This is a genomic window from Virgibacillus aidingensis (assembly GCF_010994035.1).
Taxonomy (GTDB): domain Bacteria; phylum Bacillota; class Bacilli; order Bacillales; family Amphibacillaceae; genus Virgibacillus_N.
Map to the genome: position 1 here is coordinate 155,136 of NZ_WIXN01000007.1, position 18,355 is coordinate 173,490.

Genomic DNA, 18,355 nt, shown 5'->3' on the forward strand with positions numbered 1-18,355 from the left:
ATACATCAGGGACCCCATTAATACTTATTCAATAAACCTTTTCACAGGTTTAGCCCTGTGCCTTTCTGTGTTTCACTCTCCTGGACTGCCAGATCGTAAATGCGATCGACAGCACAGCCAGAATTAAAAACACAAGCGAAATCGGCCGGGAAAAGAACAGCGTCCAATCCGGATCTGCCATAAATGCCCGACGTAAATTTACTTCGGCAATCGGGCCCAGTATTACACCAATGATGATCGGCGCTAAAGCGAATTTATATTTTGTAAACAAATAACCTATAATTCCTATTACAAATAACAGATAAATATCCGTAATGCGGTTATTTAAAACAAAGGTACCTGTTACACAAAGCACCATGATCAGCGGAAATAAAATTTGCGTTGGTACCTCCGTGACTCGGACAAACAACCGGATACCCAAAAATTGTGTAATAAGCATGAAAAAGGATGCAACCAAAAATGCAATGAAAATACCGCCGACAATATTTGGCTCATTCGTAATCAGCAGTGGTCCCGGATTTATGCCGTGCACCATCAGGGCCGATAACAAAACTGCAGTTACCGCTGAACCGGGAATTCCCAAGGCAATCGTTGGAATTAAGTCGCCGCCCACGGTGGAGTTGTTTCCGGCTTCGGAAGCCACTACCCCCTCATCATGTCCTGTTCCAAACTTTTCAGATTCCTTCGACCACTTTTTTGCCTGGTCATAGGCAATGATATTTGCAATACTGCCGCCAGCACCCGGGATCGCTCCAATAATTGATCCAATGGCTGATGAACGGATCAGGTTAACCGGTTTCTTTATAATGGACATAAACGTCTCTTTGGGCTTTAGCACAAATTTCATACTTTTCATTTTATCTTCCTGTTTTTGTTGAATATCACTGACCAGTTCAGTCCGCTCCACAGAATTCATTAACCTTGAAATGGCAAACATGCCAATTAGTACAACAAGAAATGGAATCCCTGCACGGAGTACATCCACATCAAAAGTAAAGCGGGTAATGCCGGCAATCGGATCTGCACCGACTGTAGCAATCAGGAGACCAAATAATCCGGCAATCAGTCCTTTTAAAATGGATTCCCCTGTCACACTCGCAATAATCGTTAACGCAGCGACAATTAAAGAAAACATTTCCCATGGTCCAAATTGCAAAGCAAAATTGGCTACCTGAGGTGCAATGGCAATAAGTACAACAAGACTAATAATTGAACTGAGAAAGGAAGCCCAAATCCCAAGAGATAACGCTTTTCCCGGCTGCCCTTTCCGTGACATCGGGTATCCATCAAATGTAGTTGCTACCGCGGAAGGAGTCCCGGGGATTCCCAGCAGTGCTGCTGTAATCAGACCCCCGGACATCCCCCCGACCGTAACAGCCACCATTGCTGCTACACCCATAATCGGCTCCATTCCGAATGTCAATGGGAGTGTAAGCACAATAGCCATCGTTACAGTAAAACCCGGGATCAGCCCTGCGAGAATACCGGCAACAACGCCTAATAATATAACAATTAACATATCTATTTGAAAAATTTCGCTTACACCAAGTAAAAATAAATCCGCCATGTTCACCATCCCTTTATAAAAAAACTAAAAGAAAATACCATTTGGAAATCTGACGTATAAAACATTTTCAAAAAAGAAATACACCCCAACTGTCATGACAAAAGAGACAATACTGATGGTGATGACATTCTTTTTCTTTATAGGGCCAATCAGCAAACCAGCTGCTATGATGAAAATTATAGTGGAAACGATAAACCCAAGTATGTTTAATAAGAAAATATATAATCCAAGCACGACGAGCATGTAGATAACCAATTTGTATTCATGCCATTGTTTTAGCATAAAATTCTTAAAACCATCTTTAAATCCGAATTCTTTTGCTTTCACTAATGTCACTGTCTGTTTAATAATCAAGATCAGCGATAGTGAAAATAATAATGCAGCAATCAGTTTCGGATATGATCCCGGATCCAAATGGGTCTCGTTCAGTTGTGGAAAATCTCCCGAATTAAAATATATGAGTACACTCAGCAGGATTAAAAAAATCCCGATTACTATTTCACCCATGATGACCTCCCCAATTCACGCAATAATAAAGGACAGGGGCGATAATTTTAGCCGCCCCTTCACCTGTAACACCTATTCTTCTATATCAAGTTCGTTTATCGTTTGTTCTATGACTTTGTTTTGTTCATCCAGATATTGAGCGTATTCTTCAGCGTTCATAAAGTTTACCCCAACGCCCAGGGAATTCACTTCTTCAATAAATTCCTCATTCTGTGCTGCTTCCTCAAATTTTTCACTTAACACCTGAATGATTTCAGGGTCGGTTCCTGCAGGTGCCACATAGCCGCGATTCAGTCCAAATGTAATGTCATAGCCGGCTTCCAAAAACGTCGGCACATCAGGCAAAAAGTCCAAGCGCTCTTCTGTCCCCACGGCAATGTAATTCATATGTCCGGCTTCCACAAATTCAATGGATGAAGGGTAATCGACAATGACGGCTTCCACGTGTCCGCCGGCTAAAGCTTGAATCGCTTCTCCTAGTCCTTCATAGCCGACCAGATTGTACTGAATATCCAGCTCCTGACCGACTTGTTCCAGCCAAACTCTTGGTATACCACTAACCGTTCCGCCAAAATTAATTTCATTTTCCTGACCATATTCCACAAACTCTTCTAAAGAGGTTATCCCTGTATCAGATGAAACAGCGATGATCTGATAAGAAGTTGTCATGGAGCCAATCGGTTCGAAATCATCATAATTAATATCTGTAATACCGGAATGATAAGCTACAAGGTGTCCATCATGTATTTGGCCAATATGGTATCCATTCGCATCTTTTTGCGATAATTCCTCCGCACCAATCGTACCACCAACACCAGGCACATTCACCACAACCATATCTTCCCCTATAACTTCTGAAACATAATCGGTAACAACCCGGCCTTCCAGGTCACTGCCGCCGCCCGGATCCCACGGAATTGTCATTTCTATCTCACGGTTCGGAAAATTTTCAGCAGAATCATCATCTCCGCATGCTGCAAGGAACAGCAATAAAGAAGTAAAAATAAATAATCCGATAACTGCCTGTCTCGTCTTATTTCTCATAAGCTCCTCCTTCAATAGGGCTTGGCCCTCTAATCTAGCCATTTTCTCGGCTTTCTTATTTAATACTTTATCGCACAAAAGTAAATTAATAATTTATGATATTATAACTCACCTTTCACTTTCGGTCAATCAGTATTTTTAAATAATTATTTCATTTTGTCTAGTATTAATAAAAAATTGCATTCTTTATGTTTGAAAACGCATTCACATATTTATGTGGGGGCTGACTCGGTAATTCCTAAAGATATTTTCGTAAATCTAAGAATAGTAGTTAATGCTTAGTATTTCCGGTTGATTATGCCAGCATTCAAAAACTGTATAAAAATTAAAAAACAGTGTACAAAAGTGGCATTTTCTCTCATTAAAAACCTCTACTTTATTTTGATTGTCTCTTTCTCTTAATCTTATCCTTCTTCCAGTTTCGCCTGCTGGACAGCATTATTCTTATCGATTCACCATCTTCAGATCTTTACTGCCAGAAGTTTTTTTATTTGAGAAATTCCAGGTGCTTCCGTGTATTCTGCTCCTCCACCTTTACTTTAAACTGATGGCTGGAATAAGAGTTGTAGACTAACGTTTGCCGGATCTGCAGAATCTTTATATTCATACTTTTATTCCCAGCACTGTTTACAAAAGAAATCATCTTTTCAATTAATAGTTTACAGAATAATGGATATAGATTGACAATTAGGTTGAAAGTACTATACAATTTAACACAATATAGTTTCTAATTTTAAAGAAAGGAGGTAATTGTAAGCGCTTTCTAAAAATATAAAGTAAACTTCTTTTACTGGATCCATGTAATCCAGTAATCAGGAATTTTAAAACTAACTTGGACTCCAATCTAAAACCATGAGACAGGTAATATGTAATTCTGTTTATTCTTATATTTTGAGGAAGCCAACCTTTATTTCAATATAGTATAAAATTCCGGTTAATTAAGTATTACTTTCCCAGCATTGCATGCATACAAAAGATTTACCTGAAAATTTAGAAGGAGATGATGACCATGATGAACACTCCATTAACCATTACATCGATGATTGAAAGGGCTGAAAAATATTTTTCCAAAAAGAAGGTGATTTCCAGAACACAGGGAGGCATTCATGAACTAACCTATAAAGATATTGGGAAGAGAGTGCGGGCTTTATCCAGTGCATTGGAAGAACTGGGAGTTGAGCAAGGGGATCGGGTCGGGACACTTGCCTGGAACCACCACCGCCATTTGGAAGCATATTTTGCCATACCATCCATGGGAGCAGTACTGCACACGATAAATATCCGGCTTCCTGCAGAGCACCTCATCCATATTATTAATCATGCCGAAGATAAAGTGCTGCTTGTGGATCCGGATCTTTTGCCGTTGATTGAGAAAATAGCCGATCAGATTCCTGCCGTAAAAGCATTTATTGTAATGGGGGAAGACTTTTACGTTCCTGAATCATCACTTGATCCGCTCTATGCTTACGAACATCTGGTTGCAGAAGGGGATAAAACTTATGAATATACCGCCCAAATTGATGAAAATGATCCAGCAGGCATGTGCTACACTTCTGCAACCACCGGAAAACCTAAAGGGGTGGTCTACTCTCACAGGGGAATCGCACTCCATAGCATGAGCCTCGGGCTTGCTGATACAGCAGCATTATCAGAGTCTGATGTATCTATGCCTGTCGTTCCAATGTTTCATGCAAATGCATGGGGTGTTCCGTTTAGTGCAACATGGTTCGGAGCAACACAGGTTCTGCCGGGTCCATATGCTGCTCCAAAAATACTGGCCGAACTGATAGAAACATATAAAGTGACTACATCAGCAGGAGTCCCGACGATTTGGCTCGGATTACTCAAAGAGATTGAAACAAATAATTACGACCTGTCGAGCATAAGAGCTATCCTTTGTGGAGGTTCTGCCGCACCGGAAGGACTGATCCGTGCCTTTGAATTAAAACATGGCATTCCATTTATTCATGCATACGGCATGACAGAAACAACGCCTCTTGTCACTTTGGCCCGGCTAAAAAGCTATCAGAGTGACTTGCCGGAAGATGACAGGCTTTCTATCCGGAAAAAACAGGGACTGGTTGTTCCCGGGCTGGATATCAAAGCGATTAATGACAGCGGAGAAATTAAACATGACGGGGAAGATATGGGTGAACTGCTCATCCGCGGGCCATGGATCGCAGACGAATATTACCGCGATCCGGATAAAAGCGTAGAAACCTTCCGTGATGGATGGCTCCATACCGGGGATGTGGTCACCATTGATGAGGAAGGAAATGTGGAAATTGTCGACCGTACCAAAGATCTGATCAAAAGCGGCGGAGAATGGATTTCTTCTGTAGAACTGGAAAATGCCCTCATGGGCCATGAAGGCATTTTCGAAGCAGCGGTTGTTTCCATGCCCGATCCGAAATGGCAGGAGCGGCCTGTCGCCTGTGTCGTATTGCATGAGGGTGTTGAACTTTCCAAAGAGGAGATCCTGGCGTACTTGGAAGCAAAATTTGTAAAATGGTGGGTGCCGGATGATGTGATTTTCATGGAGGAAATCCCCAAAACCAGTGTTGGTAAATTCTTAAAGCGGACGTTGCGGGACCAGGTCCGGGAGATGGTTTAAAAGGTGCCTGGGACTGCGCTGAATGCTCGTCCCACCGTAAAGATCTGGGACTGCGCTGAATGCTCGTCCCATCGTAAGGGCTTGTCACTCCCCGAAAAAGAGCGGACTCTATCGAATAATTTGGATGTGCGGCTGTTAGTAGCAAGGGCACAGTTACAGCAATAAAGGGTACAACTCATCATAATATGAGCGTACCCTTTCTTCCATATATTGGACATCAAATCATTTTCTGATCAAACCAGCCGGTGATCATACTGGCATATTTCTGGCATAAAAGCCGATTGGAGCCATTAGACCCGCCAATCTCTCCAGGACTCTCAAAACCGGACCGATAAAACCAGCTGCCCGCATATTTTACGGTGGGCATCCGGCAATCATACAATTTCCAACAAGGGGAGTTATTTATAAAGGGGTTGTACTCCTCTGTCCCTTTCAACCACTTTCCCAACTTAATTAAGTATACCAATTTTTTACTAAAAGGGACAGGAAACCTGTCCCCTTGTCCCTATGTCCCCTTGTCCCTATTCATCTCCGCTGCGATATCGTTTATATGGCAGCGGGTTCCAGGTTCTGTAGGCCATTTCTTCTTTGCGCATGGCGGTTGGGATATCGGCGGCTATTTTTTGGGCTACTTTCAGTTCACGTTCCGCTTCTTCCCTGTCCTGGTACATGAATTCATCTGATGCCTGTTCCGGTGCCTGCTCCACCTTTGCCTCCAAATACTCCACAACCATTTCCTGCTGTTTCCGGATAGATTCACGGGTATCTGCCACCCAATCCGGCTGGACAGAGCGAAGCATGTCGGTCAGATAGCTGAACTCTCCAAAAATATCACCATAGACCTTATCGGCATTGGCACGTACATCCATGATCACTGTTTCTAAATCTTCTATTGTTAAATCTTCCGGTTTGAGCGGTTCTTTCCGTTCCGGACCGCCCAGCCGCTTATAATGCAAATAATACGGGAAAATGCTTTTGATCGTTTTTCCTACCGGATTGATTGCCTGCGCATTCTCATCCATACCCTTTGGCTGTATGCCCTGCATGGCAATCCGTGCTGACTCCGGACGGACAATTTCCTTTGGCGGCAACACGCCATATCGGAGCAATTCCCTTATCCCCGTACCGGAAATATTAATCCGATACTGTTTCCCGTGAGGACAGGTTTGCTCTGTTGCCGGGTGGTCACAGCGCGTGCAATAAAACACTTCATGGAACAGCCGGATATCAATTTGCAGTTCCTCCGGCGTATACTCATCAAACACCGTGTGGCTTGCGTATTTATCATAATAATCGCCAATCCCCGCATGGTCTCTGCCGATCAACGCATGGGTACATCCGTAATTTTTCATGATAAGTGCGTGGAGTACAGCTTCCCGGGGTCCGGCAAAAATATATGTTACACGCAGCGGTGCAAGCACGGCCCTTTCTTTTGGATAATACGTATCCATCACACTCCGGTAGGAAAGCACACGGAACTCATGGCGCGTATATTCGCGCTTTGCCATTTCTACCAGCGGCTGCACGAATAATGCATCCATTTCCTCCAATGCGTTCCGGTGTATATACTCATGCCCGCGGTGCAATGGGTTTGCGCCTGTAATAAAACCGCCGACAGATTTAAATTTCTTTTTCTCATAAAATAAATCCCATGTATCCTTAGGTTCCATCCGAATGCTCTCAAACGGCCCCCAATTCGCTCTGTTCAGCAGTTGAATCGGACCGCCCAAAGCTGTATCGCCCATTCTCCGGTATATGGAGTCCACACCCGGGTGATTGCGGTCCGTCGTGCCGAATAAATGTTTTGCACGAAACTCCCGGTCATAATGAAAAATATCATTCAGTTTCAAAATGGCATATGGCTCTTTCTCTCCATCGGTAAGCACGACTTCATCCCCGACAGATAAGGTGTCAATGATTTGTTTGTTGCGCTCGCCAATTGGTGCAAAACTGAGCGGCACCGGCCATACGACACCATTTTTCAACCGCCCCTCGGTCAGTACGGATTTATAATTTTCCTCATCCATAAACCCTTCATTTGGGGACAGCACACCGGTTCCAATCATCTCCAGTGTAATGATTGCTTCCATATCCACCATAATCATCGGCAGCTGCTTCGCACGGGCAAGCGCATCCTCCCGTTCCTGCCCTGTCAGCACCCGATTGACTAATTTCCCGCCATGCGGCTGCTGCGGGTAAGTTGCAAATTTTTTCTCATCCGGCATCAATATTTCTTGACTCACAGAAATCTCCTCCCCATTCCCCAAAAATTTAATTTAACCTTGTCAAACATCTGCAGCAACATAAAATGCAAAGCATCATATAAAAAACCGTTAGAATGCTGAATGTTTAACTGTTCATTCAAAACTGCCGATCACCTATAAAACCGGCGGCCCTCACAACCTTTAAAATCTAAACAATAGTTCATTGATTACAAATTTTATAATATTTTTAGAAAGTATGCAACTCTTTGAGCAATATGCCAATAAATAGATAACAGGCTTCTCCTGTCGGATTAAATGTAAAATAATGCTGGAATTGCAGTTTTTACCGACAATGAGCCTGCAAACTTTTAACTCGTCTCCCTATAGCCAGTATGTGCTTTCACCTTTACTTCCGCGTATCGTTTTAAATCCTGCTCTTTGGAGAATATGGTTCCCAGGTAACCTCCAAGGAATCCTAGCGGCACACTGACAATGGCCGGATTTTCAATCGGGAAAATTGGATTGCCCACAAATAAGGCCGCTCCTTCCACTGGTGAAAATACACTTGGACTCATGGAGACGAGCACCAAAGCCGAGATCAATCCGAACAATATGGCCGTCACTGCCCCAGTGGTATTAAACCGCTTCCAGTAAACGGTATACAAAATAACCGGTAAGTTGGCGCTGGCTGCAATACAGAATGCCAGGGATACGAGAAATGCCACGTTTAAAGTTTGTGCACCCAATGCGAGCACGATGGAAAGTACCGACACCCCAAGTGCTGCATAACGTGCTGCCAGCATGGCTTCTCGGTCCGTTGTTTTTCCTTTTTTAATAATTTGACCATAAATATCATGGGCAAAGGCAGAAGCACCCGATAAAACAAGCCCTGCCACTACTGCCAGAATCGTAGCAAACGCAACAGCAGAAATGAAAGCAAATAAAATGTTTCCTCCTATGGCTTGTGCAAGCAATGGTGCTGCCATATTCCCGCCGGGATTCGCTGCCAAAATGCCGCTTTCTCCGACAAATACTGCTGCACCGAAGCCAAGGAACAATGTTAGCACATAAAAAATACCAATTGTCCATGTTGCCACTACAACTGAGCTTCTGGCTGTTTTTGCATCCTTTACCGTGAAAAAACGCATCAGGATATGCGGCAGGCCGGAAGTACCAAGCACGAGGGCAAGCATCAGCGAAATCGTACCTATTCCGTTGTCATATTGTATGCCCGGTTTTAAATAATCAGCACCATGACTTGTCGCTGTCTTGACCTCGGTAAACATCGCCGAAACATTGAAATTAAAATGCCACAGGACCAAAAAGGAAATAACGATCATACCAGCCATAAGCAGCACTGCTTTTGTGATTTGTACCCAGCTGGTTGCAATCATTCCGCCAAACAGCACGTAAATTGTCATCATCACTCCGACAATTAATACAGCAATCCAATAATCGATGCCGAATAACAGCTGAATAAGCGCCCCCGCACCAACAAGCTGTGCAATCATATAAAACAAGACAATCGTAATCGTGCTGAGCGCCGCTGCCCCTCTCACCTTTTTTGCATCAAAGCGGGAATTGATCATATCAGCAAGCGTATATTTACCAAGATTCCTTAATGGTTCAGCAACTAAAAACAACACAACTAAATAGGCAATTAGAAAACCTATACTGTAGAAAAAACCGTCAAATCCATTTAAGGCGATAGCACCGGCAATCCCAAGAAATGATGCTGCCGATAAGTAATCCCCAGCAATGGCCAGGCCGTTCTGCCAGCCGGTCAGGCCGCCACCCGCGGTGTAAAAATCTCCCGTTGATTTTGTGTTCTTGGCTGCATAATACGTAATGGCAAGGGTTAATAGAACGATAGCAAGGAATAGTACAATAACAGTCGCATCCATTACGTTCGGCCCCCTTTATTTATCTGCTCATTAATGATTTTCTGTGCTTTCTTATCAAAGGAAGCCGCTTTCCTTACATAGATGGTACATAACACCCAAACCATCACAAATTGGGCAAAGGCAAAGATCCATACCCATGATATATCACCAAATACCGGAGTGTTTAAAAACGTGGTGTACGATGTTAATACAGGAAGCGTGAAATAAAAAATAAGGAAAAAAACCGTAAAAGGCACAATGAACTTTTTCTTATTGTCCAAAAAACGCTTAAACTGGCTGCTTTGTTCGACCGCTTCGTAATCGACCTTTTTATCCCGTAAATCTTCAGCATAGTCGTGTTGAGCACTCATAAAAACCATCCTCCTCGTTTATCCTTTTCATAGAATGCACTTACAAAAGGGACAAGTGACCTTGTCTGTAAGCGCTTACTGCGTATTATAAAGTTTTTAGCGATTTGCAGGACAAAGTCAGGATAAACGGTTGATTTTTATACCTGAATGGTATTTATATCATGGCGAATGGTTAGATTTTAAACTTTTCCAGAATGGCTTTGCTTGCTGTCCGGCTGACGGGAATTTTTGTTTTATTTTTATCCTTCAGCGTTAAATTGCTCGTTCCATTGAACCACGGAGTGATTTCCAATATATGATTTAAATTGACCAAATAGCTGCGGTGGGCACGGAAAAAAGCATATCCTGATAACTTTTCCTCCAGTTCCTGCAATGTCATCCTGCTGTAGAGCACTTTATCCGCTGTATGGATTTCCAGCATTGGTTTACTCGGCACGGCATAATAAATAGAATCGGGCGATAAGGCCACCATTCTCTCGCCGTCATCAATGAGCAGTCTGGAAGGTGCTGAACCGTTTGAAACGGACGGATCATTTTTGAACCTGTTTTTTTCGGCCATGCGCATACTGTTGCGGACTCGTGACATGGCTTTATGGAACCGCGTTTCTTCGTATGGTTTCAGCAAATAATCCACTGCCTCTATTTCAAATGCATCGAGCGCATATTCATCATAGGCAGTCGTGAAAATAAAACGCGGAGCCGGACTTTCCGATCTTTCCGTAATATACCTGGCAGCCTCCACTCCGGTTAAACCGGGCATTTCCACGTCGAGAAAAATGACATCCGGTTTATGCGCCGAATACAATTCAATCAATTGCTCACCGGTTTCAGCATGCGGGGCAAGCACGATATCTTTTTCGTTTTTCAGCAAATACAATAATTCCTTCCTTGCCATTAATTCATCCTCAGCGATCATTACGTGCAATTTCATGGTATCGCCCGCCTTTCCATTTCAGTCGTTCCCGGTATTCTAAAATATACTTCACTGCCGCCTGCAGGCAAATTACGTATCTTTATTTGAGCACTGTCCCCCAGCAGGCGGATGAGACGCTGATTCACATTGTATATTCCGGTGCCCCCATTTTTTATCCCTTGTAAAGGTGTATGACTTGCATCAGCCAGTATATGCTCCGGAAATCCGCATCCATTGTCGCGCACCATAATGGCAATCTCCCCATTCAGCTTCTTAATTTTTATTTCAATTCTGCCTTGGTCCGTTGTATCTTTAAGACCATGCTGCATACTGTTTTCCACTAAAGGCTGGATTGTTGACGGTGGAATATAAATGCCGGACAGGTCTTCCGGCTTTTCAAAGTTGATTTCCAGCCGTCCGGCAAATCTCGCTTGAATGATGGATGCGTATGCTTCTGCATGCTCCCATTCTTTTTCCAATTCAATTAACGATTTGGAAACGAGCCGCAGATTAAACCGCATATAATGTGCCAGCTGCAGCGTGATATGGCGTGCTTTTTCCGGTGATTCCCGGAATAAGGTGGCAATCAGCTGCAGTGTATTAAACAGAAAATGCGGATTGATCTGTGCCTGCAGATTTCTCAGCTCTGCATCCCGAATATGTGCTTGAACCTTTTCCGCGGAAAGGACATGGAACTGATTGGAAATAAATTGACCGAGCCCCTGTGCCATCGTCAGTTCGACCGGCGAAATATGATGTGCTTTCCGAAAATAAAATTTAATTAGCCCTTCCACATGGTTTCCCGCCATGATAGGGATCACAATTGCCGCTCCCAGCGCGCATTTTTCATAACCGCAGGCAATTCCTTCCCTTGTATAGGCTACTTTCATTTCCTTTGTCCGGATTGCCTCCAGGGAAACCGGCGCTCCAATCAGATCCCCCGGCTGATGGTGGTGCTTTCCAATGCCCCGGTGTGCAAGCACCTCCCTGCTGTTGGTCACAGATACAGCCGCAAGCTCAAGTCTTTCGTAAAGTAAATTGGCAATGCCTTTTGCCCCATCAGTTGTAAAGTCTTTTTTCAAATAGGGAAGTGCTTCTTCTGCAATGGTGAGCGCCTGCTTCGTTGCGAGAGCCGCCTCATTTTCCTGTTCCCGCAAGACAATCCCGATCATTGCCGTAAAAACGGCAATGGCAATACTGTTCGATAAAACAAGCGGCAATCCGATACGGTCCACAATTTCTACCAATTGATCCGACTGCGTGTAAAGAATAAGTAAAAGCTGCATTTGCAAAATCGGCGGAAAAACACCTATAAACAAGGCTTTCCACGGCGAAATAACCCGTTCATTGGAAAAAAATCTTGCTGTCAGTCCTGCCAATAATCCGGTCAGCGGGTTAACCAGCCCATTGGCAAGCCAGCCGATTCCGCCAAGAAACATAAGATGCACCCCGGCAATGATGCCGGCGCCGAGTCCGACAATCGGGCCGCCCAGCAGCCCGGCAATCACCACCGGCACAAGACTGGAACTTACGATCAGCTGGTTATTTTCTACGGGAAGCAGAACAAAATCGCGAATAACCGTCTCCTCTGTAATAATGACGCCTGTAATCGTAATGGCGATGCCGAATATTCCAAACACAACCGCATGCACCATAGACATTTTCCAGCTGAACTCACGGTATAACAGTTTTTTAAATCCCGGTGTCCTGGTCATCACAAAAGCAATCACCAATAATAGCCCGATCCGCTCCAGTAAAATGATCGTTAAATCTTTCACGCGCTTTCTCTCCCTGATCCGGTTTGTGCCCGCTTAAAAAATTCTCTGAATTCCGCATTATCCTTTTTTTCCTTTCGTGCTGCCAGGGTCCCGATCATGGCTCCCAGGAAACCAAGCGGAATGGCAATGATGCCTGGATTGTACAAGGGAATGACTGCTTCTCTTTGAATCCAGCCGCCATCCACATTCATAATATTCGGTCCCAGCAACAGCAGGGTGACAGATGCAAGCAATCCGCTCAGCATACCAGTAATGGCACCAATCTTATTAAACCGCTTCCAATAGATCGTCAATAAAAGAACGGGAAAAATGCTTGAAGCTGCCACAACAAAGGTCATGGATACCAAAAATGTGACATTGATCGTCTCAAGCCGGAGCGCAAACAAAGTAGAGATGAGGCCAATTCCCAGCGCCGTCCATCTCGCCGCAACCAGCTGCTCTTTTTCCGTCGATTTTCCCTTTTTCAAAATATGGTGATAAATGTCATGGGAAAATGCCGTTGTTGCTGAGATAACCAGACCCGCAACTACCGCAACAATCGTTGTAAATGCTATTGCCGAAATAAATGCCAAAAGGAAATCACCACCGACCTCCCTGGCAAGAAGCGGTGCAGCCAGGTTCCCGGTAGCATCAGCCCCAATGAGCGTGTGATAACCAAGAATGGCCACCGTGCCAAGTCCTAAAACGAGGGTCATTATGTAAAATAGACCAATGATCCAGGTGGCACTCATTAAAGAGCGGCGCACCTCCAAGGAATTTCTGACAGTAAACAGTCTGATTAAAATATGGGGAAGACCAGCTGTGCCAAGTACTAAAGCAAGCTGCAGCGATAAAAATTCCAAAGGATTCCCGAATAAATGACCGGGCTGAAAAAATTGCTCTCCCAACGGGGTGCCCTCCTGAACCCGCTGCATAAAGTCAGTCATGCTCCAGTTAAAATGGGAAAACACGATAAGCGATAATAAAAAAGTTCCCGACATGAGTACAATCGTTTTCACAATCTGCACCCAGGACGTGGCAACCATTCCGCCAAAAACCACATATACGGTCATTAATCCGCCAATGACTGCAACAGAAATCGAATAATCAATATCAAGCAGAAGGCGGAGCAAAAATCCGGATGCCACGAGCTGCGGAATCATATAGAAAATTGAAATCATAAAAGTGCCGATCGCCATCATCCAGCGCATTTCGATCCCGGGAAAACGGGAACAGACGACGTCTCCGAGTGAATATTTTCCGAGATGATGCACCGGCTCGGCAATCAGAAATAGCACCACCAAATAGGAAACCAAAAAACCGATGGAATATAAAAACCCGTCATAACCATTAATAGCAATTGTGCCGACAATCCCTAAAAAGGAAGCGGCACTGATAAAATCCCCGGCAATCGCCATGCCGTTTTGAAATCCCGTTAAACTGCCTGCCGTTGTGTAAAAACGGTTGGTTGTTGTACTGCGCTTCGCTGCCCAGTACGTAATAATCAGCGTACAGACGATAATACATATAAAAAATAAAAAGTATGTAAGATTCAAAGTTTACTGCAGCCCCTTCCGCCTGATCTCCTCCAGCTCCCTGTCAAACTTTTTCGATTTTTGGTGGTACATCCACCCCAGAAGCCATGTCATCGGAATCTGCAGGAAGGTATACAGCCATCCCCACGACAACCCAGGGATAATGCTCATTCGGCCCATAGCTTCGGGGAAAAAAGCAAGTGACAATGGGAGCATGAAATAAAAAACGAGCAAAAAAATAAGCATGGGCAAAAGAAAGCGTTTCTTTTCCTGCATGATCAGTGAAATCTTATCATCCATCACTAACCCTCCATTCAATTGCATGGACAAAAAATGTAAATATCAGTAAATTTACTCTTTTAAGAATAATAACCTAATCTATGGTAAAAGTAAACCCTTATGTTAATGGGGATCTATCTGCTATCTTGTTATTCGCTCCCGCTTTCAGTCCGGTCACCACCAGGATCACTCCAATCATGCCAACGATGAGCAAAGGAAAAATCCAATTCCCCGATATATCATGGATAAATCCCAGCAGCACCGGACCAATCGCTGCAATTAAGTAGCCAAACGGGGATACAGCGGCAAAGGCAAGCAGCGGCAGTGTCGTCAGACTGCCTGCTGCAGTATGGCTGATTGCCAAATCATCACGGATATAAGGCAGCAGGGCTCCGATTGAAGTCAATGGAGCACGTAAATTGGCAGCGATCAGCAGCACCCCGATCAGCATTCCCCAGCCGGCCAGTTTATTCCGCTTTATTTTTGCAGTTATGTTCACCGCTACCACTCCTATTAACCATGCATTGATCCTGCAGGCAGCCAAATGAAAAGAGATAGCAGACCGCTACCTCTTTTCACCAGGCTGTCAACGTTCCTGACAGGAAAAACCAACTGCTGTTACGATCCCCGGCACGCTTTAAATCATCATATCACCATCTCTATTGCAGTCCACAGTGTGAATGTTTCTGCCCGTCTGGTTAATTTTCACACGCTGCCCCCGCTGCATTTTTTTAAAAAAACTATGCCGTTTTATGCTTTTCAATGGCATTCAGACGCCTGTTGTTTGTTGCAATAATGTAAATCGCGATCGCCCAGATAATGAGCGCAATAATCGTTCCTATATTAAATATTCCTCTTTCCGCTGTCCACATAATTGAATAACCGACAGAACCCAGTAATAGGGCGTAATAGACAAAAGGAATCAGCGTTTTCCGAATGACATGTCCTTCCTTCCCTACGAGGCCGACAACAGCCGATGCGGCAACGACGTTATGCACACAGATCATGTTCCCGGCTGCACCGCCCACTGCCTGCAAAGCCACCATCCAGGATGGATCTCCGGCAATACGTTCGGCAACACCATATTGAAAATAGGAGAACATCATATTGCTGACAGTGTTGCTTCCTGCTACAAATGCGCCAAGCCCGCCAACAAATGTAGCAAAAATCGGATACACTGTACCTGCAAGACCGGCCACACCTTCCGCTAAAGCTATCGGCATTTCCGGATAGCCGGCAGCTCCACCGCCGGAATTAAGGAACACCTGTACCATGGGAACCGTAAACACCAGTGCCGAACCAGCCGCAATAATAGTTTTGCCTGATTCTTTCCACGCTCTGGCATAATCTGACGGTTTCATACTATGGATAAAGTAGGTCATGACAGACACAACAATGAAAATAAAACCCGGGGAAAACAGGATTTCCCAGTCGGAAGTAATGCCTGATCCAAAAATATTCGGCACTACAATCTTGGCAGCTTTCAGCATGTCCCCTGCCGGTGTCAATCTTGTGAGCAGTAGTAATGCGGCAATCAGCACATAAGGTAACCAGGCACGCCACATGCTGATTTTTCCGGCATAAATGTCGCTCTGTTTCAATTCCAGCTTCCCTGTCCATGTCGGATCCCAGCGATCTTTTTTCTCAAAATCCCAAACTTCCTTTTCTTTTGGCATAAGAAATCCTTTTTGAGCGGCAGGGATGACAATAAGCAACCCAATCAAACCGCCGAGCATGGCAGGGAATTCAGGTCCTAATAAATGGGCAACGATCACATAAGGTATCGTCATGGCAAGAGAAGCAAATAAGGCAAATTTCCATACCTTCAACCCCTCACTGAATGACTTGTTTTTCCCGAAAAATCTTGTCATGATTCCGACTAAAAACAGCGGAATTAACAATCCTGCAATCGAATGGAGCAAGGCTGTTTTTGCGGCAACATCAAATACAAAAGCGGAAGTATCACCAATTTGGGTTAGCGGATCAATTCCTGTACCTACTCCGACAATCATTGGCGTACCGACAGCCCCAAAGGAAACCGGTGTACTCTGAATAACCATTCCGGAAACAACCGCAGCCATTGCCGGAAAGCCAAGTCCAACCAGCAGTGGCACCGCTACAGCTGCAGGGGTACCAAACCCTGCAGAACCTTCTATAAATGAACCAAATAGCCATGCGACAATAATCACCTGAACACGGCGGTCCGGAGAAATATCCGTAAATCCCCGGCGAATCGTATGAAGTCCTCCACTTTCCTGCAGTGTGTTCAAAAGCAATATCGCACCAAAAATAATAAATAAAAGCGTAACAGCTACGATCAGCCCATGAACAGTGGCTGCAGCTACTTGCGGAAATGCCACATCCCATACGAAAAGTGCCAATAAAACTGCCGTGATGTAGGAAAGCGGCATTGCTTTACTTGCAGGCCATTTAAGCCCAACGAGAAAAATGGCAACGACAACAATCGGAAGTAATGCCAGAATAGCTAATATTCCATCCCCCAATTTAATTCCCTCCTTAAAAAAATTTTATATAGTAACCGGCAATATGCATTGCGGAGAATTAATATTGCCGGTGACTGGTGACTTTGGTTAACTATTTTTATATGTTAGCCTTGTCTTAAAGGATGCGGCAGTGGATGCATGGCTTGTTTTATGGCTCAAAACTATCCTGCCTGAAGTCATTAATATTACGGGAAAACTTGATGTCAATACTTCTATTATTTTTAAAGTAATAAACCTTCTATAATAAAGACGGGGTTATTTTAAGCAGCGTGACCTTTTGTACTAAGAACGATCATGTTTTATTGGATGAGGCTTTTCTGCGATAACCTTTTTGTATGTGCGGATTTATGAAATTTTTGCTTTATCGTCAGCTTTGTTCCACAAGCTGATGAAGTTTTACAGTGTTCCGCAGCTCACCTATTCCATCGATTTTACATACAATTTCATCGCCTGCTTTCATCATTTCCGCACCAAGCGGGCTTCCGGTTAATATGACATCGCCGGGTTTCAGTGTCATCACACTGGATAAATACGCAATCATTTTCCTCATGGACACAATCATTAGTTTAGTGGGGCTATCCTGTTTTTTCTCCCCGTTTAAGTATGCTTTCACCGTGGCTTGCTCAGGGTCCAGTTCTGTTTCGATATAAGGGCCGAGCGGTGTAAATGTATCAAATGATTTTCCAACCATCCAATGGCCGTCTTCATGAAAAAACTGCGGGGCTGTTACATCATTGGCTACCGTATAGCCAAAAATATGGTCTGTTGCCTCTTTTTCCGAAATATGGCTTGCCTTCTCGCCAATTACAACAGCCAGTTCTGATTCAAATTTAACCTCTTCAATTTGGGACGGGATAATGATCGGTTTCCCGATGCCAATGATGGAGGAAGTTGGTTTATAAAAGAATACGGGCAATTCAGGGGCTGAAGCAGGCAAATCCTCCGTTTTGCCGGCATAATTTGCACCGATTCCAATGATATGCCGCGGTGTAACCGGTTCCAAAAGTTCTATATCTTCTATATTATGCAGCTGATTTGTATGCTCCCAGTCTGCAAATATATCTCCTTTAATTTCTTCAATACAATTTTTTGTTACAATTCCCGATAAAATTGTTTCATCATGCTGTCTTTTAAATCTGGCAAATTTCACTTCATTACCTCCCCGGGACCAGCGGGA

At 44.1% G+C, this 18,355-nt stretch carries 14 protein-coding genes; 1 reads left to right on the forward strand and 13 read right to left on the reverse strand.

Annotation, left to right across the window (positions count from 1 at the left end):
• Window positions 1-49: 49 nt before the first annotated feature.
• The 3 genes from GHD25_RS08120 to GHD25_RS08130 all read right to left on the reverse strand — a co-directional run bounded on the left by GHD25_RS08120 (window position 50) and on the right by GHD25_RS08130 (window position 3,118).
• Window positions 50-1,567, reverse strand: a complete 1,518-nt coding sequence (locus GHD25_RS08120; protein ID WP_164215884.1) for a tripartite tricarboxylate transporter permease — start codon at window positions 1,565-1,567, stop codon at window positions 50-52.
• Window positions 1,568-1,591: 24 nt separating this feature from the next.
• A complete protein-coding gene (locus GHD25_RS08125) occupies window positions 1,592-2,074 on the reverse strand; it encodes a tripartite tricarboxylate transporter TctB family protein (RefSeq protein WP_164215885.1) in 483 nt (160 codons plus the stop codon).
• A 72-nt stretch (window positions 2,075-2,146) separates the two neighbouring features.
• Window positions 2,147-3,118 carry a Bug family tripartite tricarboxylate transporter substrate binding protein gene (locus GHD25_RS08130; protein ID WP_164215886.1) on the reverse strand — a complete coding sequence of 324 codons (972 nt, stop codon included), beginning with the start codon at window positions 3,116-3,118 and terminating at the stop codon, window positions 2,147-2,149.
• A 1,009-nt stretch (window positions 3,119-4,127) separates the two neighbouring features.
• Between GHD25_RS08130 and GHD25_RS08135 the strand changes: the two genes are divergently transcribed.
• Complete coding sequence (locus GHD25_RS08135) at window positions 4,128-5,732, forward strand: long-chain fatty acid--CoA ligase (RefSeq protein WP_164215887.1); 1,605 nt, start codon at window positions 4,128-4,130, stop codon at window positions 5,730-5,732.
• A 521-nt stretch (window positions 5,733-6,253) separates the two neighbouring features.
• On the opposite strand, the gene GHD25_RS08140 is transcribed toward GHD25_RS08135, so the two are convergent.
• The 10 genes from GHD25_RS08140 to GHD25_RS08185 form a co-directional block, all read right to left on the reverse strand.
• Window positions 6,254-7,975: a sulfate adenylyltransferase gene (locus tag GHD25_RS08140; protein ID WP_205601344.1), complete on the reverse strand. Its 1,722-nt coding sequence runs from the start codon at window positions 7,973-7,975 to the stop codon at window positions 6,254-6,256.
• A gap of 329 nt (window positions 7,976-8,304) precedes the next feature.
• Entirely contained in the window at window positions 8,305-9,840 is a 1,536-nt protein-coding gene (locus tag GHD25_RS08145) for a solute symporter family protein (protein WP_164215888.1), read from the reverse strand.
• Window positions 9,840-10,190, reverse strand: coding sequence for a DUF485 domain-containing protein (locus tag GHD25_RS08150; protein WP_164215889.1), 351 nt, complete (start codon window positions 10,188-10,190; stop codon window positions 9,840-9,842). The genes GHD25_RS08145 and GHD25_RS08150 overlap by 1 nt, the downstream gene beginning before the upstream one ends.
• A gap of 172 nt (window positions 10,191-10,362) precedes the next feature.
• The gene (locus GHD25_RS08155; RefSeq protein WP_164215890.1) at window positions 10,363-11,121 is read right to left on the reverse strand and encodes a LytR/AlgR family response regulator transcription factor; all 759 of its coding nucleotides are present in this window, start codon (window positions 11,119-11,121) and stop codon (window positions 10,363-10,365) included.
• Window positions 11,118-12,881: a LytS/YhcK type 5TM receptor domain-containing protein gene (locus GHD25_RS08160; protein WP_164215891.1), complete on the reverse strand. Its 1,764-nt coding sequence runs from the start codon at window positions 12,879-12,881 to the stop codon at window positions 11,118-11,120. The genes GHD25_RS08155 and GHD25_RS08160 overlap by 4 nt, the downstream gene beginning before the upstream one ends.
• Window positions 12,878-14,416, reverse strand: a complete 1,539-nt coding sequence (locus GHD25_RS08165) for a solute symporter family protein (protein WP_164215892.1) — start codon at window positions 14,414-14,416, stop codon at window positions 12,878-12,880. Before GHD25_RS08165 ends, GHD25_RS08160 begins: the two co-directional genes overlap by 4 nt.
• Window positions 14,417-14,419: 3 nt before the next feature.
• Window positions 14,420-14,695, reverse strand: coding sequence for a DUF485 domain-containing protein (locus GHD25_RS08170; RefSeq protein WP_164215893.1), 276 nt, complete (start codon window positions 14,693-14,695; stop codon window positions 14,420-14,422).
• A 97-nt stretch (window positions 14,696-14,792) separates the two neighbouring features.
• Complete coding sequence (locus GHD25_RS08175; protein WP_164215894.1) at window positions 14,793-15,173, reverse strand: CynX/NimT family MFS transporter; 381 nt, start codon at window positions 15,171-15,173, stop codon at window positions 14,793-14,795.
• A 241-nt stretch (window positions 15,174-15,414) separates the two neighbouring features.
• Window positions 15,415-17,178, reverse strand: coding sequence for an L-lactate permease (locus tag GHD25_RS08180; RefSeq protein ID WP_164215895.1), 1,764 nt, complete (start codon window positions 17,176-17,178; stop codon window positions 15,415-15,417).
• A 367-nt stretch (window positions 17,179-17,545) separates the two neighbouring features.
• Window positions 17,546-18,328 carry a fumarylacetoacetate hydrolase family protein gene (locus GHD25_RS08185; protein ID WP_164215896.1) on the reverse strand — a complete coding sequence of 261 codons (783 nt, stop codon included), beginning with the start codon at window positions 18,326-18,328 and terminating at the stop codon, window positions 17,546-17,548.
• Window positions 18,329-18,355: the final 27 nt, after the last annotated feature.

Bases quoted from the DNA above. Each gene is read 5' to 3' on its own strand.
- GHD25_RS08130 (WP_164215886.1), bottom strand. From the start codon at position 3,118: ATGAGAAATAAGACGAGACAGGCAGTTATCGGATTATTTATTTTTACT.
- GHD25_RS08125 (WP_164215885.1), bottom strand. From the start codon at position 2,074: ATGGGTGAAATAGTAATCGGGATTTTTTTAATCCTGCTGAGTGTACTC.
- GHD25_RS08135 (WP_164215887.1), top strand. From the start codon at position 4,128: ATGATGAACACTCCATTAACCATTACATCGATGATTGAAAGGGCTGAA.
- GHD25_RS08150 (WP_164215889.1), bottom strand. From the start codon at position 10,190: ATGAGTGCTCAACACGACTATGCTGAAGATTTACGGGATAAAAAGGTC.
- GHD25_RS08155 (WP_164215890.1), bottom strand. From the start codon at position 11,121: ATGAAATTGCACGTAATGATCGCTGAGGATGAATTAATGGCAAGGAAG.
- GHD25_RS08120 (WP_164215884.1), bottom strand. From the start codon at position 1,567: ATGGCGGATTTATTTTTACTTGGTGTAAGCGAAATTTTTCAAATAGAT.
- GHD25_RS08145 (WP_164215888.1), bottom strand. From the start codon at position 9,840: ATGGATGCGACTGTTATTGTACTATTCCTTGCTATCGTTCTATTAACC.
- GHD25_RS08170 (WP_164215893.1), bottom strand. From the start codon at position 14,695: ATGGATGATAAGATTTCACTGATCATGCAGGAAAAGAAACGCTTTCTT.